Annotated in this window: 15 protein-coding genes; 3 read left to right on the top strand and 12 right to left on the bottom strand. The window is 36.6% G+C overall.

Features of this window, described 5'->3' with window-relative positions:
* Positions 1 to 10 precede the first annotated feature (10 nt).
* On the bottom strand, positions 11 to 1069 hold the full coding sequence (locus tag SOLCA_RS05345; RefSeq protein WP_014679430.1) for a helix-turn-helix domain-containing protein: 1059 nt from the start codon (positions 1067 to 1069) through the stop codon (positions 11 to 13).
* A 34-nt stretch (positions 1070 to 1103) separates the two neighbouring features.
* Positions 1104 to 2099 (bottom strand): helix-turn-helix transcriptional regulator, encoded by a 996-nt coding sequence (locus SOLCA_RS05340; protein WP_014679429.1) that lies wholly within the window; start codon positions 2097 to 2099, stop codon positions 1104 to 1106.
* A gap of 805 nt (positions 2100 to 2904) precedes the next feature.
* On the opposite strand from SOLCA_RS05340, the gene SOLCA_RS05335 reads away from it, so the two are divergent.
* Positions 2905 to 3921, top strand: coding sequence for a LacI family DNA-binding transcriptional regulator (locus SOLCA_RS05335; protein ID WP_014679428.1), 1017 nt, complete (start codon positions 2905 to 2907; stop codon positions 3919 to 3921).
* A gap of 10 nt (positions 3922 to 3931) precedes the next feature.
* On the opposite strand, the gene SOLCA_RS05330 is transcribed toward SOLCA_RS05335, so the two are convergent.
* Positions 3932 to 4825 carry a LysR substrate-binding domain-containing protein gene (locus tag SOLCA_RS05330; RefSeq protein ID WP_245536753.1) on the bottom strand — a complete coding sequence of 298 codons (894 nt, stop codon included), beginning with the start codon at positions 4823 to 4825 and terminating at the stop codon, positions 3932 to 3934.
* Positions 4826 to 4936: 111 nt separating this feature from the next.
* On the opposite strand from SOLCA_RS05330, the gene SOLCA_RS05325 reads away from it, so the two are divergent.
* Positions 4937 to 6175 carry an MFS transporter gene (locus SOLCA_RS05325; RefSeq protein WP_014679426.1) on the top strand — a complete coding sequence of 413 codons (1239 nt, stop codon included), beginning with the start codon at positions 4937 to 4939 and terminating at the stop codon, positions 6173 to 6175.
* Positions 6176 to 6339: 164 nt separating this feature from the next.
* Complete coding sequence (locus SOLCA_RS05320) at positions 6340 to 6804, top strand: ferritin-like domain-containing protein (protein WP_014679425.1); 465 nt, start codon at positions 6340 to 6342, stop codon at positions 6802 to 6804.
* Between the two features lie 54 nt (positions 6805 to 6858).
* Here the strand turns inward: SOLCA_RS05320 and SOLCA_RS23060 are convergent, their stop codons facing one another.
* The 9 genes from SOLCA_RS23060 to SOLCA_RS05290 form a co-directional block, all read right to left on the bottom strand.
* Positions 6859 to 7002, bottom strand: coding sequence for a hypothetical protein (locus tag SOLCA_RS23060; protein ID WP_157604519.1), 144 nt, complete (start codon positions 7000 to 7002; stop codon positions 6859 to 6861).
* A 218-nt stretch (positions 7003 to 7220) separates the two neighbouring features.
* Positions 7221 to 9410 (bottom strand): amylo-alpha-1,6-glucosidase, encoded by a 2190-nt coding sequence (locus SOLCA_RS05315; protein ID WP_014679424.1) that lies wholly within the window; start codon positions 9408 to 9410, stop codon positions 7221 to 7223.
* 74 nt (positions 9411 to 9484) lie between these two features.
* Positions 9485 to 10582 carry a glycosyltransferase family 4 protein gene (locus SOLCA_RS05310; protein ID WP_042479355.1) on the bottom strand — a complete coding sequence of 366 codons (1098 nt, stop codon included), beginning with the start codon at positions 10580 to 10582 and terminating at the stop codon, positions 9485 to 9487.
* Positions 10583 to 10738: 156 nt separating this feature from the next.
* Complete coding sequence (locus tag SOLCA_RS23055) at positions 10739 to 10912, bottom strand: hypothetical protein (RefSeq protein ID WP_014679422.1); 174 nt, start codon at positions 10910 to 10912, stop codon at positions 10739 to 10741.
* A gap of 18 nt (positions 10913 to 10930) precedes the next feature.
* Complete coding sequence (locus SOLCA_RS23050; RefSeq protein WP_157604518.1) at positions 10931 to 11086, bottom strand: lmo0937 family membrane protein; 156 nt, start codon at positions 11084 to 11086, stop codon at positions 10931 to 10933.
* A gap of 283 nt (positions 11087 to 11369) precedes the next feature.
* Positions 11370 to 12020 (bottom strand): ligase-associated DNA damage response endonuclease PdeM, encoded by a 651-nt coding sequence (pdeM, locus tag SOLCA_RS05305; RefSeq protein WP_014679420.1) that lies wholly within the window; start codon positions 12018 to 12020, stop codon positions 11370 to 11372.
* Positions 11998 to 14472, bottom strand: coding sequence for a ligase-associated DNA damage response DEXH box helicase (locus SOLCA_RS05300; protein WP_014679419.1), 2475 nt, complete (start codon positions 14470 to 14472; stop codon positions 11998 to 12000). The genes pdeM and SOLCA_RS05300 overlap by 23 nt, the downstream gene beginning before the upstream one ends.
* Before the next feature lie 409 nt (positions 14473 to 14881).
* Positions 14882 to 16477, bottom strand: coding sequence for an ATP-dependent DNA ligase (locus tag SOLCA_RS05295; protein ID WP_014679418.1), 1596 nt, complete (start codon positions 16475 to 16477; stop codon positions 14882 to 14884).
* Complete coding sequence (locus tag SOLCA_RS05290) at positions 16474 to 17505, bottom strand: ligase-associated DNA damage response exonuclease (protein ID WP_014679417.1); 1032 nt, start codon at positions 17503 to 17505, stop codon at positions 16474 to 16476. The genes SOLCA_RS05295 and SOLCA_RS05290 overlap by 4 nt, the downstream gene beginning before the upstream one ends.
* Between the last annotated feature and the right edge of the window lie 124 nt (positions 17506 to 17629).

Here is a 17629-nt window from a genome sequence, read left to right as displayed (position 1 = left end):
TGTGATTTCATCAATCGATTTGATTTTTCAATGCCCGCATACAATGATAAAAGCTTTGGCAATTTGCATTGCATTTTCCATTCATTTTACTTGGACTTACTCCTACATGTTTTTTGAAAACCTTAGAAAAATGGCCAAGATTAGTGTAACATACACTTAAGCCTGCCTCAGAAACTAACGTACCATCTAAAATTAATGAACAGGCATGTTCAATTCTTTTTTTAACATAGAATGAATAATAATTTAGGCTATATAACTCCTGAAAAAGTATTGCAAACTTTGTTTTACTCATTTGACAACTTTTAGCAATTACTTCTATTTCTGGCCAGGGAATATTCATCTTTAAGATTAATTCATTTACCATCGATGATATACGTTCAACTTCAGTTAAAAGCAATCGATTTTTCCGATCAATGGACTCATTGGCCATTTTATAGAAATTAGAAATTAGTGTTAAAACTTCACCTTTCAAGAATAATAAATGAATCGGATGCTGAATATTTTTCTCTAATATTTCTTTGGCAGTATTATAACTATTAATATCTAGATTATAGGTGCTTTGAAATGGGATATTTTGAACATAGTTTTTTTCAACACCCAATTGCTCAATATTAAAAAATTTGATTTGCTTTAAAATCCAGGATCTGCTAGCATAAATAAGTACACGTTTTATCCTTTTGTTCCTTGGAAACAAAACTTCGGTCCCTAAACCTGAAGAAGAATAAAAAATCGATTTGGATAAATGATTCCCAAGGTCTATCTGCTGCCCTTTCGCGTCATAAACGGTAACCTGATCTAAACTTAAACTAAAATGTATCAAAAAATAATCATTGGCTTTTACAGGGTTTCGTATTAGTTTCAAATCTTCATAAAATGTAAAATCAGAACGTACTATTCCTAATCCTTCTGCCAATTCCAAAAACTCGAAATGTCCCTCTCCAAGTGAAGGTGATACATGAAGTTTATTATCAACAACTGATGTTTCAATTCCAGCTGCAGCTGTTAATGAGTTTGCAAAATCAATAAACCATGTTTTATCACTATTAAAGTAATACTCAACTTCAATCATTTTAAAATATCTCCCGCATTTAGTGTACTATCAGTTAATTTTTGTAAAGACTTGGTTCAATAAAAAAATGGTCTTTAAAAACTTTGGAAAAATGACTTGTATTTACAAAACCAACCTCTCTGCTAGTTTCGGCAACAGAGCTGCCGCGTTCCAGCATTTCAGCAGCTTTTTGCATTCGTATATCCTGATATAAATCGTAATAATTTCTATCATAAATAATTTTAAATAGCCGTAAAAACTTTGATCTGCTCATCATACATTGTTTGGCTGCTACTTCTGTTTTAGGCCAAATTTGATTAACCGTTTCCTGCATCTTTTCTTTCAACGAAATAATTCTCATTACATCTTTATAATCGAGCCTTTTGTGCTTACTGTAATTAGAAACCGCAAGCATGTAATAAGAAAGCAGTTTAAGTGACTGGCCTTTTAATTGTACTTTTTTCCATTCTGATGGTACACTGGAAAACTGAATTTCTTCAGCAATTTTTAGTATATCTATATTCAGTTCTAAAGAACACTGTAAACAACCATTTCTAAAAAAAATATTGCTTAAGTCGCTTTCAAACTCATTTTTTGTTGTGCCTAGGTGTCTGAACATCCATATTCGATGTATAATCAATGTTATACTTTTAGCCCATTCATCGTGGGGTAGTATTATTTCAACCGGTGCACCCGAACTTGAACAAAATATTCCCCCATCCCAGTTTTTTCCAATATGAACCTTATTGTTTTTTGCATCAACTATATAAGATTTACCAGGTCGAAGATTAATGTGTAAAATGAGGTAATCATTTGATTGGTGAGGTAATAATTTGAATTTGACTGAGTCTTTTATGTTAATATATGTTTTAAGGATACCTAAGCCTTCTTCCAATTCAAAGAACTCAAACCGGCCATCGCCCACCGGCTTTGGAAGTGCCATTGTGTTATTTAAAATGGTAATTGAAGAGCCTAATGCTTTTCCAATTTTTACTGAAAAATCTCTATACCAACTTATATCAGAAGTGACATAAAACTTTACCTCTTTCATGCGGTAAAGATAGACAGTAAAAGAGTCTGTATATCAACAACTTAAGGACAGCAATTTTCCATGAATATTATAAAAACAATCAAAAAGTTGATTTTTAAGCAATTAAGATAGATCTATTGAATGAGCCATTGAAAAACTAGAAACAAGTTGAATAGTAAAACGATCTTTTCGAACAATAATTAAGTGTATTTACAGGTCAACTTTGCAAATAATAAGCGATTAATTTAATCTAAAACAGAGCTAAAATGGAAGTTTTGATAGAATGAAAACTGAATAACAGGAAGAAATTATGCAGTAAAAAACTAAAACTAAAGAGGTGTTTTTTAATCTTTATCGTACAACTTACAACAATTAGCGGATTAACCGTCTAAAGATGGAACAAGCTACAAAATAAAAAAACCTGCAGATTTATTGCAGGTTCTAAAAGATATATAACAGCCAGTTATACATATTTTGTAGAATAGAAAAACAGCCAGTAAATCTTATTCTACTCAACCGCGGAGGGGATCCAACGGTTATTTATCTTGATTTTTTTAATCTCTTGTACATGTTATCAGGCTATCCCAGACTATTGACATTTTTAGTTACTCCTTAGTGTTAAGTACACAATTAACGCCAACGTTGGCGTAAAATTAAACTTAAACTTTTTAAAACAAAATTTTTCTTTAGTTTTATTGCAAAAAAAATTTACTCTACTGAAAAAAACACAAAACCGAGGCTTATTACATCCTTGAGATTTGTGTTCTAGAGTAGTTTTTCTAAAGATGCGCTTTCCGTTTTTCTGACCAAATTAGATTATCCGCAATTGAAAAAGGTAACGATTCACGACATAGCAAAGGAACTTAACATTACATTCTCATCAGTTGCCCGTGCCTTAAATGATCATCCTTCTATAAGTGCAGCCACAAAAGAAGCTGTTAGAGAAGTAGCCAAACGTTTAAATTACCAGCAAAACAAAGTGGCTTCAGCACTTCGCTCCGGCCGTTCTAATGTTATTGGTGTAATGGTTCCTAATTTGGGTGCAACCTTCTTTAATTCAATCATTTTAGGGATTGAAACAGTAATGAACGAAAATGGTTACACGATTCTATTATATCAATCAAGCGAATCTTCTAATCATGAAACGAAAGGAATTGACACTTTCCTTCAGTCGCGGGTAGATGGTATTATATCTTCTATTGCCATGGGCACAAAAGATCTCCAACATTATTACGAGATCAAAAAGAATGATATTCCATTACTATTATTTGACCGGGCTGTAGATGAATTAGGAGTACCCACCGTTAGAATTGATGATTACCGGGGAGGCTTTTTAGCGGCTGAACATCTAATAAAAAATGGCTGTAAGCGAATTGTGCACATATCAGCAGATCAAAATGTCAAAAGCTTTAAAGAACGTTTTAAAGGATATAAAGATGCCCTTAAACAATATAATCGTCCTTTGGAAAAAGAGCTGATTTTTTATGGCAAACCCTCCATTGAATTAGGCAGAGATTGTATTAAGCAGTTGCACGAGAAAAAGATAGATTTTGACGGATTGTTTGCATTTGAAGATTATACAGCTTTAGGAGTAATGCAGCAGTTAAAAGAATACAATATCAAGGTTCCGGATGAGATACGTGTTATAGGTTTTGCTAACGAAGCTTTTGGCGCATATATATCACCATCATTAAGCACCATAGATCAGCAAAGTGTTAAAATGGGTGAAGAAGCTGCAAAATTATTCTTGAAGTTGAATAAAGACCATCATTATTATGATAATCCACCTGAACAAATAGTGCTTGAACCCATACTTATTGAAAGGGAGTCATCACATATCTGATGTATTAAACTTACTCTTGTTTGTTAAGCAGCTCTTCTGCAAATAACAAGGCTGCTTTTTTCCTGTAAACATCCTTTTGCCAGATAATAAATGACTGGCGAGTGAGGCTTTTATTCGCAATGGGAACGGCCGAAAGTTCATCCCATCCACCCAATGCTTTTTCATTAATTACGCCAACCATATCACTGTTTTTCAACAGGGATAAAAGGGCGTGCATATCATTTACATCCATTTTTATTTTGGGTTGAATTTTATTCTTTTTAAAAACCTCATTGATGAATTCTCTTGAGCTAAACCCTGCAGCCGGTAAAATGAGTTCGAACTGACTAAGTTCTTTAAGCGTGACCGATTTAAGTTCCGATAGTTTGTTTTTCTTTGAAACAACCATCACAATATTAGACCTAAAGAGCGGTTGAAGTTCAAGGTTATCATCAACTCCCTTGTTATGAAATGCAAGAATAAGATCCAGTTCTGAGGCTCTTAATTTTTTATCCAATTCTTCGGAAGGACCATATTCTAAATGAATATTAATTCCGGGATACTTTGCTGAAAAAGACGTTAATGATGGCAGAATTCGCGAAGTAAACACATAAGACACTCCTATTTTAAGCTCCCCTGTTACCAATGTATTTAAGTCGGTTATGGCTTGCTTAGCTTTTTTTACATTCAGCAGTATTTTTTTTGCATGAGAAAGAAATACTTGTCCTGCTTCTGTAAGCCTTACTTGTTTACCTATTCTGTCGAATAGCAACATTCCTAGTTCTTCTTCCAGGTTTTTTATTTGCTGTGACAAGGTTGACTGTGTAATAAATGCTGCAGCAGCAGCTTCTGTAAAGTGTAGCTTCTCGGCTGCATGCACAAAATATTCTAATTGACGCAATTCCATATCAATCGTTTTTATCAATCAATATCATTAAAATAATTAATTTTACAAATGTATTCATATTGCTGAAATTTGTAGAGGTCAGATTTAAGGAATCTCTTAACTGCCTTGTCGATTCTAAATAAAAGCTACATGAGTATTTTCCGATCATTAAAATCCCGTAATTTCAAGCTTTTTGTTTATGGGCAATCTATATCACTAATTGGAACATGGATGCAAAAAACAGCGGTAAGCTGGTTAGTGTACCGCCTAACGGGTTCCGCTGTATTATTGGGCATCGTAACGTTTGCCAGCCTTATTCCATCTTTAATTTTATCCCCTTACGCTGGAAGTTATATTGATCGTCACAACAGGTTTAAAGTTTTAATAACCACACAAGTTGTTTCGATGCTGCAAGCCGGAGCATTAGCGGCTGTTATCTTCTTTAAGTTTTACAACATTCCAACCATCCTACTCCTCAGTCTTGCACAAGGTATCATTAATGCATTTGATGTTACCTGTAGGCAATCAATGATGGTTGACATGGTTGATAATAAAGATGACTTACCAAATGCGATCGCATTGAATTCAACAATGACCAATTTTGCCCGTATTGCAGGTCCGGCTGTTGCAGGTATTATTTTAAGCACATTGGGTGAAGATTTCTGCTTTGCCATTAACTTTTTCAGTTATCTGCCTGTATTAATTTGCTTATCCATGATGAAACTATCTTTAACACCGCATACTACTTCACAAGCCAGTATCTGGGATGAATTACAAGAAGGTTTTAAATATGTTTCACGCGATAAAGAATTGAGCAGCCTGATCTTAATGCTTACAATCAGCAGTTTGTTTGTTATTCCATTTAATACGTTAATGCCCATTTTTGCGAAGGACATTTTTAATGGAGATGCTAAAACCTTCAGCTGGTTTGAGAGTGCCGCCGGGTTAGGATCTATTTTAAGCGCCATTTATATGGCCACCTTAAAATCAAGTAAAAACCTGATCAAAATTATGATTACAGCCTGTATTATATTAGGCGTCAGTTTATTATTCTTATCATTATCAGGATGGTTACCACTGGCCCTTCTTTTCATGACACTTGCAGGTGTTGGCATGATGGCGCAAACTTCGTCCATTAATACTTATATCCAGACACACTCGATACCAGCCATGAGGGCACGGGCTATCAGTTATTTTGTGATGGCGTACCAAGGAATGATTCCTATTGGAAGTTTATTAATTGGTTTACTTGCTCAGCATATCGGTCCTCGCTATGCGGTATTGGCAGAAGGTTTAATTGCTTTAATTACCGTTGGGTTATACCTGATTTACCGGAGTCGTGTCATATCAATCAAACCGATTGAAAATGTGAAACTTACTCATTCCTGAGTTCCGGCCTGTTATTGCCACACATTCTACAGTTCGAGCAATTAAAACCATGAATTACAACTATTTATATTTACAAACCAACCTATTAGCAAGGATTATTAAGAGGCATGATATTTCTACTCTTTAAGTAAACCAATCATTTGTTAAACTTATTAGGTAAGATCATGGAAAATGTAAAAAATCAATCATTAGTAGTTTCTGCATTAAACGATTTATTAAAAATTAACAACGATCGTGTTCAGGGCTATCAAAAAGCAATAGAGCTTACTTCAGACGAAAATTTAAAAACATTATTTCAACAATTAGCATTCGACAGTTCTAAAAATATCAATGAGCTTTCCGATCAAATTTTCAAGATTAACGGTAAGCCGCAGGAATCTACCACCATGGGTGGCAAGTTTTACCGCACGTGGATGGACGTAAAAGCCGCATTTACCGGTAACGACAAACATTCACTGTTGGTGGACTGTGAATACGGTGAGGATATGGCTTTAGATGCTTATAAAAAAGTAGAAAATGATGAGGATCTTAATCTAGATCATGCAACAAATACCATTTTAGTAAACCAAAAACAACGTGTTGAACATGGCCATGATGCTATTAAGCGGTTAAGGGATACGACAAAATAATTTTAAAACATCATCTGTTACTAAAAACGCCGATAGCAGCTATCGGCGTTTTGCTTAAAAGGTTCTTTCATCTCGGTCAGGATCTATATTTTTAATATCTTCTTTGTTTTGATCTTTATCAGGTACAATTTCCGGATCCTCCTTTGAGGGAAACTCACTTTCTTCCCTTTTCTTTTGAGGGTTTTCCTCTTCACTCAATGGATAATTTTTCTCTCCTTGCCTGATCTTAGCATCTTTAGTGTCTTTTATTTGCGTTGTTGATCATTACCAGCCTTGCCAGCATCTAATCCACTATTTGATTTAATCATAAATGATTACTAATAGGTAAATAATTAAATAGAAAAACGATGCCATTCTCTTACTATCAACCTTTTATTACACCAATAACGTATTCACTTAATAGATGACAACCAGGTTTATTTAATGATATAAATTTCCCAATCGGAAGGTTTTTCTTTTACAGTTATACCCGCATCATGTTTGTATTTATGAAGCTCAAACGAAGCCCTTTTATTGCCCAACTTTATATTCTCTATGATGATATTATGTAGAAATTCAGGCACTATAGGTCGCTTAAATACGATCTTCTTTTCAAGTGCGTTGATTTCCATATGCAAGCAAGCTTCCAGTAACATAAATACAGCACCTACGGCCCATGCCTGAGGCGAGCAGGCGACAGGATAAGCTGTCGGCCCCTCTCCTTTGCGCCTTGCAAAACCACAAAAAAGCTCAGGTAAACGTTGCAGGTCAATAAAAATGGAAGCATCAAATAGTGCCCCTGTTAATTTCATTGTCTCCTGTTGAAATCCATATTTCGAAAAGCCTGATGCAATAATTGCCACATCATGGGGCCAAACGGACCCATTATGATAAGACATCGGATTGTATCTTTTTTCATCCGCAGCAAGGGTGCGAATTCCCCATCCTGAAAACATTTTATCTGCAAGAAGGTTAGCTGCCAAACGCTCGGCTTTGTCCTTATCAGCTATACCGGAGAAAAGCGCATGTCCGGCATTCGATGATTTTACTTTACATGGCTTTTTTTCACCGTCCAGGGCTAATACAAACCACCCCATCTCTTCATCCCAGAATCGTTCATTAAATGCTTTTTTCAGCGCTGTAGCTTCATTATGTAATTTTTCGCCTAGTTTATCTTTATCCAGAGCGTATGCCAATTCTGCTGCTTTTATCTTTGCATCATAAATATATCCCTGAACCTCACATAAGGCAATCGGCGGATTAGCCAACTCACCGTCTTCATGTGAAATTGAATCATGAGAATCTTTCCATCCTTGATTAAATAAACCATTTACGCTTTTATGGCTATATTCGGCAAATCCATCATCATCGCTATCTCCATATTTATCGATCCACATTAATGCCTTTTCAATATATGGCCACATTTCACTAATGAACTCCAGATCAGCAGTACGTTTATAATAGGCCCCGCATAACACAATAAATAACGGTGTTGAATCAACCGAGCCATAATATTGTTTAAATGGTATTTCATTACATTCTACTAATTCGCCACCACGTGTTTCATGTAAAATCTTGCCTGGTTCGGCATCTTGATAGGCGTTTTCGACTTTTGCCTGATTATGGGCCAAAAACAATAAGGTGTCTCGTGCAATATCCGGAGCTATCCATAAGGTTTCCAATGCGGTGATAATACCATCTCTCCCAAACGCCGTGTTATACCATGGAACTCCGGCATATGGATAAACACCAAACTTTGTTTGCGCAAGTAAGGATTTCAGATCCATTAGCGACCGATTGATCCAATGCGTAAACTGCTCATTAGAAGTAGTAATATAGGCAAAAAGATTCCTGTACCTGTCAATATCACCCATTAATTGATTTTGAGCCTTATCAAATGACATTACATGATGGTAATCTTTTTCTCCAACAATAAACTTTATTGCGTATTGAATGATAAACGACTGATGAGGTTTTAATTTAATGTGAAATATTGCCGTGGTTTGATTTTCCCAGTCATGAGGTTTTGCATTAAGAGTGATTATGGTAGTTCTTACGATTTTATCAAGGCCTTTATACCTAATGATAATCTCATTATTAGCAGTGTGTTTTAGTTCAAATATTTCACCTCTTTTTTCTCTCCTTATACCCCTTACTTCAAAAATATCCTTAAAGTCGGCCTGAAATTTCAAAGATGCCTGAAACTCATATTTATCAGCTCCATAGTTAGTCAAGGTAATGGTCTCATAGCAAAATCCATCACGGAGAAATTTGCTCCTGCCTATGTAAATCTCTCCTTTGGGGATTGATAATTTATTGTCTTTTTCAACAAATAATATGACCGGATTTGTAAGGTCAACCGACAACAACTCATTTTCTTCTTTTACAGCTGAACTCAGCAATAGAGGGCGCATATTGTTAACCTTAAACTCAAGGTCGCTGATAAATCTTGTCCCCTGGTGGTAGATACCTTGCACTTCTTCTCCCAATTGTTTTATATCTCCCCACCTGTCAAAAATCCCAAACGTATCTGTTTGATTTAAGATTTTAGTCCGGTCATCGGCATAGGATGAATTTGCCGAGATATAGAATTTATTTTCAAGTAGAATAATTGTATCTGGACTCATTTCTAGGTTGATTTGGGGGGTGAGCAACACTATATTGAATTCGAAAGAGATCGTGCAGGTGATTTATTCAACAATCACCCGCATACATTTATATTAGACTTGAGGGAATTTAGTATTTGTTGTTGGTTGGTTCTATTTATGGGATTCTTGTTTTCTATTAATCGGCAATAAATACTAAGATACTGATTGGCCATCCGCTCTGCACTGAAACGATGTTCAAATACCTTTCGGCACTCGGCTCTCGATAATGTAGGTAAAGCATTTACTGCCTTTACTGCATCATCAACATTTTCGACGATAAACCCGGTAAGCCCATTATCAATTATCTCCGGAACAGAGCCTTTATTAAAAGCGATTACCGGAGTTCCGGCAGCCATCGACTCAATCATTACCATTCCAAATGGTTCCGGCCAATCAATCGGAAACAATAGAGCTACAGCATCTCTCAAGAAATTTCTTTTCTCAATTTCGGTAATTTCGCCGATAAATTCAACTAAAGGATGATCAAGTAATGGGAAAATATTCTTATTAAAATATTCTTCATCCACCTTGTCGATCTTGGCGGCGATCTTAATTTTCATGCCAACACGTTTTGCTATTTCAATCGCTCTGTCAACTCTTTTTTCAGGTGAAATTCTACCCAAAAATGCAAGATAATTTCCTCCCCCGTTTCCAATTGTATGCAAATCAGCAGGAATACCGTGATATACCGTTTCTACCCACCCTGCAAAAGGCAAAGGTTTTCGTTGATGATCAGAAATTGAAACCACCGGAACATAGGAAAATTGTTCATATAACGGCTTTAAATCGGGCAAATCCAGGCGTCCGTGTAAGGTGGAAAGGTGTTTATAGTTATTATTTACTGAAAACGGAAAATGGAGGTAATCAATATGAAAATGAAGCATATCAAAACGCTCCGATTGTTCTGCAACTTTTTGGAGCATCACATAATGCCTGGCCAATGGATCAATACATGAATTGTCGGTTCTTAAACTTTTCGGACTGCAAGAGATCAGCTCTGCATTCGTTATCGAATCGCCTGAGGCAAACAAAGTAACTTCATGTCCTTGCCTAACCAATTCTTCGGTTAGGTAGGAAACCACCCGCTCGGTTCCTCCATACTTTAACGGAGGTGTGGCTTCATAGAGCGGTGCTATTTGAGCTATTCTCATGATTTTTTCCCTTCTGTTAATAGCCGGCAAATCATTTTATAGTGAATACCCGCTTATTACTATTAATAATATAATGGCCCGTTAAATAAAGCGGACCATTATACAGATTGGTTTTTGATTTAGTTTTTTGTTTAAAAAAGCTATTATCGATTACTTTTAGTTCACTTTATTATTTTTGCGATCTTCCTTCATCGATTTTTTCCTCTTTTCCATTTTTTCTGATTCTTTTTTCATTTTATCAGTTTCTTTATCCTGCATCATCTTATGAGCAGTTGACTTCATTGTTCCTTTAGGATCACGTGAAGCATTTCGGCCTTGAGGTGTTGCCATGACTTTATTTTTTAACTGTTAAACATTTGTATTAGATCTCAAAAAAGTAAGTAAGAAAGAAATGATAGCCAATGCTAGTAATATGTGTATAATAGAACCAGCATTCCAAACTGTAAGTCCTAATAGCCAGGCTATTATTAAAATAACTGCGACTACATACAATAAATTTCTCATAATATGTTTTTTTGGTACACGTAATAAGTGAAATTACTGTGCCACAATCTTTTAGCTACAAAATAACAGCTTTGAAAGAGAAATCAAGGGCTTTAATTCTACAATACGTTGACTTTTAGAGAATTAAATAAAAAATGTCAGATTTATTACTAATTAAAAAGCAAAAAATATGATGGTGAAAGAATGTTGTTTCATTATAACAGGGTTATTTTACTTATAATGAATATGGTACAAAAATGGCTTAACTATTAATGGTATCTTCCTTGTGTAATTTAAGCATTTTCTATGGATTTGGGAGCCATATCAATTCATTATTTACAACTGCAATTATCTTATCATTTTCCATTGGTTTTATGGCATGTCCGCCCGTAAAATATCCGAAACTAGGAAATAATGCTTGTTGCGCTCCAAACAAAAAACAGGGAAGCTTTAAGCGCTGATTGGCTTTACCGATAAGCTGAATTGTGGGATGTATATGACCCGATATGACATATTCATTTTCATGAGAAAAATTTTTAAACGGATGATGAGAAAATGTAAACGGGTAAATAGTGATTGGATTTTGATGAACGGTGATATTAAATTGCTCGCAAAAATCGTTAGGCAGGAGATCATGATTACCTAAAACAATTTGCATATCAGTTTCTTTATATTTTTTCCGCCAATCGCAAAACAACTCCCATTCTTTATTTATATCACTATGAAAAAGATCACCTATAAAAATCACCCGTTGTGGGGCTGAAAGTTCCATAAGTTCATTTAAGCGGTCAAAGTTATTCTGAATAGCCTGTGCGGGAACAGCAATACCTGCTTTACGAAAGTGGAAGACTTTGCCAATATGTAAATCTCCGATTACTAATGTTTCTTGTTCAACCCAATAGGCTGCTTTTTGAGCAAATAATTGAAAAGTATTATCCTTTATTGTTATTCTCACTTTGTACTTCTATCTGTTCGATCAATTTATTTACTCTATCTTCCAATTTTTCTGACGACATCTCTTCCCTTAGCCTGTCGACCATAATAGGAAATGAAAACGGGCTTGGTCGGTCTGGATAGGTAATAATGACCTCTTGTTGCCTTATTTTTTCCAATGCTTGCCTGAGCCGTTTTTCTTCTAATTGCTGATCAAGCGATTCCTGATAAGCTTGTTTCAGCAAAAGATTATTGGGTTCATGATCCCTCATCACTTCAAACAATAAAGAAGATGAAGCCTGAAGATGACTAGTTTTAACTGACCGGCCCGGATAGCCCTGGAACAGCAATCCTGATATAGCCGCAATTTCCCGAAACTTACGCCGTGCCATTTCATTAGCATTAACACTGTGGTAAATATCGTTTAAAAGATCGTCAACTGAAAACAGGTCATGCTCTTCCAAAATTTCCTGAATAGCTACTTTGGTATCTGAAAGCAATTCAAAACCATAATCGTTCATAGCCATCGAAAAGGTAATTGGCCTTATCCGACCAATACGATAAGCAATAAGCGAGGCCATTCCCTCGTGGACCAACCGGCCTTCAAAAGGGAAAAAGAACAAATGAAACCCTTCTGTAGTTTGGCATTCTTCAATTAGCAATTCGTTATGATTAGGAATAGCAGAACGCTCTTGTTGCAAACTCATCAGCGGTTCGAGCTTCTTCATTTCTGGTTCTTTGGCCGAATGGTCAATAGCTTCATCCAATCGCTCTCGTATAAAAGCAGCTAATTGAGAAGAAAGAGGAATTCGTCCACCAGCCCAACGAGGCACCAATGCTTTTTTTGCAACTGTTTTCCTCACTTGAGCGGTCATATCTCGCACCCGAATTAGTTCCAGATGCATTCCTGCAAAAGAAAACACATCTCCCGGTTTAAGCCAGGTAATAAAACTTTCTTCTACTGCACCAATGTATTTACCATTTAGCGTTTGAATACGAACCGATGATTCGGAGACAATAGTTCCCATGCTCAAGCGATGACGTAATGCAACTCTCCTATCTGTAACACGGTATATTTCATCCTGTTTTTCTACTTTTTTAAACTCATCATAGGCAAGTAAAGAAGCGCTACCTGTTGTAATAAACCCTAATAGCCACTCCCATTCATTTCTATTAATGTATTGATAAGAATAAGTAGAACTGATTTCCTTAAATAGGTTTTTCTCCTCAAAACCATCACCTACTGCCAAGGTTACCATAAACTGTGCAAGCACATCAAACGCCTGAACAATAGGAATCCGTTCTTCGAGTACCTGATTTTTAACGGCTACTCTTAAAGAGGCTCCTTCAATTAGTTCCAATGAATGGGTTGGAACAAAATAGATTCGGCTTACAGCTCCAGGTTGATGCCCGCTACGACCCGCACGTTGCAGAAAGCGGGATATACTTTTAGGACTACCAACTTGTATTACTGTTTCAACGGGACGAAAATCGACACCTAAATCCAGGCTGGAGGTACAAATGACTAATTTAAGTTTGCCGAGATGAAGATTCTCTTCTACCCAATTCCGAAGATCTCTATCTAAAGAACCATGATGCAAAGCAACTAGTCCGGCTAGTTCAGGGTATCGTTCCATCATGATTCGATACCATATTTCAGTTTGTGAACGGGTATTGGTAAAAAGTAGTGTTGTTCTGCTTTCGTGAATTATGGGCATCACTTTATCCAATAGATTAATTCCGAGATATCCGGCCCAAGGCATTTTCTCAATATGATCCGGCAACACAGATTCAACCGCAACTTTTTTGACAATATCGGACCTGATAATGATGGCTTCATCCACCAGGTTGTGCATTCCTATAATTACCTGGAGTGCTTGTTCTATATTTCCGATAGTTGCCGACATACCCCAGGTTTGAACTCCAGGCTGTAGTGCGCGAAGATGAGCCAATGCCAACTCTGCTTGAACTCCTCTTTTAGTGCTTAACAATTCATGCCATTCATCTACGACTACGACTTTGAGCTTTTTAAAGAACTGTGAGTTATTCTTTTGAGTAAAGAGTAGGTGAATACTTTCAGGTGTAATTAGTAAAACATGGGGAAGCTCTTTCTTTTGAAGTGCCTTTTCCTTTGAGCTCATATCTCCTGTACGCACTCCTACTGTCCATGGAATCTCTAATTCATTGCAAGCCAATTGCATATTACGCTGCAAATCTCTGGTTAAAGCTCGCAAGGGAGTAATCCAGAGGACCTGCAAACCTGAGCTCTTTTTTGTTTTATAATCCGGATTTTCATTAATGTATTGAATCAGCACTGGAAGAAACAAGGCATATGTTTTCCCTGAGCCTGTGGGTGCATTTACTAATCCATTCTTTCCTTGTAGATAAGCCACAAGAGAATCCCGCTGGAATTTCGCCAACTTCCACTCTTTGGATTTTAACCAACCATTAATTATTTTCTCCCCTTTAGTCAATTCCTTATTTCTTTTTATTTTCTTCCGTTGGCTAAAGCCAACGGCAATGAAGTCTTTGCTAACCCCTTAAATTTTCAGTCTAAAAAAGAGTTATTTATCCTCTCTTTTATAGGCTAAAGCCAACGGCAATGAAGTCTTTGCTAACCCCTTAAATTTTCGGTCTCAAAAAAAGTTATTTATTCTCTCTTCTATTGGCTAAAGCCAACGGCAATGAAGTCTTTGCGAACTCCTTAAATTTTCGGTCGCAAAAAGAGTTATTTATTCTCTCTTCTGTTGGCTAAAGCCAACGGCAATGAAGTCTTTGCTAATCCCTTAAATTATCAGTCTCAAAAAGACTTCATTGCCGTTCCGCTTTAGCGAATGGAACAATAGATTTATTTATTTATTGGCTTCAGCCTAATAATGCTTTTTATTTAAATTGATATAGCATATTTCGAAGGTTTTCTAATGTATCCGCTTCTTCAACAGGTTTATCTTTTCTCCAGTTTAAGATACGGGGAAATCGTACAGCAATACCTGATTTATGTCGGCTCGAAGCATTTATACCCTCAAAACCAATTTCAAAAACCAATTCAGGTGTTACGGTTCTAACAGGACCAAATTTCTCAAGTGTATTTTGCCTGATAAAACGATCGACTATTTTTATTTCTTCATCCGTTAATCCGGAATAAGCTTTTGCAAATGGAATTAATTTCCCTTCTTCATCCCAAACAGCAAATGTATAATCTGTATATAGCTCGGCCCTTCTTCCATGCCCTTTTTGGGCATACACCAATACTGCGTCAACACTTAATGGATCAACTTTCCACTTCCACCAGTCGCCTTTTTTACGACCAACCTGATAAGTTGCACTCCTTCTTTTTAACATAAAGCCTTCCGCAGCCAATTCCCGCGATTGTAGGTGCAACAGCTTTAGCTCATTCCATTCATTGAAATTAACTAAAGGCGATAATCGTAATAAATAAGGCATGTTTACTTGCTGAACTACAGTTTCAAGTAATGCACGACGTTCTGCATGAGGTTTATCCCGAATATCATTCCCCTCGTACTCCAAAAGGTCATAAGCCAATATTACAACAGGAGCCTCCGTCAGTATTTTCTTTGTTAGGTTTTTACGCCCAATTCGTGTTTGAAGCAGATTAAAGGGCAGTGGTTTGTCATTAGCAAAACAAACCAATTCGCCATCAATAACTACGTTTGCCGGAAGATAATCCTTTAACACATGCAACTCAGGAAACTTGTCGGTCATCAGATCTTCCCCTCTCGACCAGATGTACAATTCATTATTTCGGTAGATTAATTGCGAGCGAATACCATCCCATTTCCATTCGGCAAACCATTCTTCGACAGCACCCAAATTTTCAATATCACTTTCGATAGCATAAGCCAAATAGAAAGGATACGGCTTGGATAATTCATCTGCACTATTTTCAGCATGAATAAGCCCTTCAAATGAAGTTTCAAAAGCATTCCATTGTCCCATAATGCGATGAGCAACAACGGCAGGCTCTATTTCAAAAGCTTCGGCTATAGCCCTAATAACCAAAGTTTGTGAAACGCCAATCCGAAAACTACCCATCAGCAATTTATTGAAAACAAAGGTTTCAAAAGTTCCAAGTTGTTTCCATGCATCTGTAATCAATTTTTCCTTTTCTTCGTCTGATGCTGAGTTTAATTTCGACAGATAATCAAACCATTCGCTCATGGTTTTAGTTGCAACAGATGCTGATTCGGGTAAAATCAATGAAATGGTTTCAGCCAAATCACCAACACTATTATAACTTTCACGAAATAGCCACTCAGGAATACCTGCCTGTTGCATGGCCCAGTGCTGAACCTGCGTAGTTTTAACTTTTCGCGGCGGACGACGACCAGTAAATAGTGCCAATGCCCATAATTTATCTTTATCAGGGGCTATCAGGAAATAAGCCTTAAGCAAGGCTACTTTTTCATTCGTTTTATTGGTACGATCAAGCTGAAGAAACAGGTTGGTAAATAATTTCATGACTGTTGCTCCTTTAAGGTTTCTGCGATTTCCTCTTGTTCGTCGCCATACATCGTTTTCACCTCTTTAGCGGAAATACCCTGCTCATTTAACCAACGTGTAAAAACATCTGTATATCCATGTGTTACAAATACTTTTTCAGCACCAGATGCTGCAATGGCTGTATTCAGATCATTCCAATCGGCATGATCTGAAAGTACAAAACCGCGATCAATGGCCATTCTGTTTTTAGCACCACGAATAGCCATCCATCCAGAGCAATATCCAATAGAATAAGGTTCAAACTTTTTCATCCACCCCGAATTCATGGCAGAACCCGTTGAAAATATGAGTGCCTCATTAAACCTTCTTTTATCCATATCAGGGGTAACAAGTGGAACAAATGGAAGATCATATCCGGCTTCACGTAGTCGTTCATTCACATTAAATATGGCTCCGTGAGCAAAAACAGGCGCTTCAAAAGGCTGTAAATTTTTAATCAACCGCTGCATCTTACCCAAGGCATACCCCATCAGCACACTTGTTTTCCCTTGTAAACGATTTTGTTGCCACCATTCTTTTATTTCATCCATTACCATTTGTTGTGGTTGCCATTTATAAATCGGCAATCCAAATGTCGATTCAGTTATAAAGGCATTACATTTTACAGATTCAAAAGGTGCTGAAAAATGATCGTCCTGTAATTTATAATCCCCACTTGCCACCCAAACATTTCCCTGATGCTCAACCCTAACTTGTGCTGAACCAATAATATGTCCGGCCGGATGTAGGGAGAATTTAACTCCATTAATCGTAAATTCTTCTCCATACTCCACCGTTTGAATTGAGATGGTTTCTCCCAACCTCATTCGCAGAATAGCTTCAGAGTCTTTATGGGCCAAATAATGCTTACACCCCCATCTAGCATGGTCACTATGAGCATGAGTTATAATGGCTCGTTCGACCGGAACCCATGGATCTATATGAATATTTGCCTGGGGGCAATAAATGCTTTTTGAGTTAAAAGTTAACAGTGAGTTTTTTTTCATTACAATGCTAAGATCATTAAACTGCTTAAATACATAAGTACGTGACCTTGTACTGAATATCGTACTATTATGCAATCAGTTGAGAAACAAATTCCACAACACTTTTTTATTTTATATCGAAATA

The sequence above is a fragment of the Solitalea canadensis DSM 3403 genome, assembly GCF_000242635.2.
Taxonomy (GTDB): domain Bacteria; phylum Bacteroidota; class Bacteroidia; order Sphingobacteriales; family Sphingobacteriaceae; genus Solitalea; species Solitalea canadensis.
The sequence above is the reverse complement of the archived record's forward strand: the minus strand, read 5'-3'. Positions and strand labels throughout refer to the sequence as shown.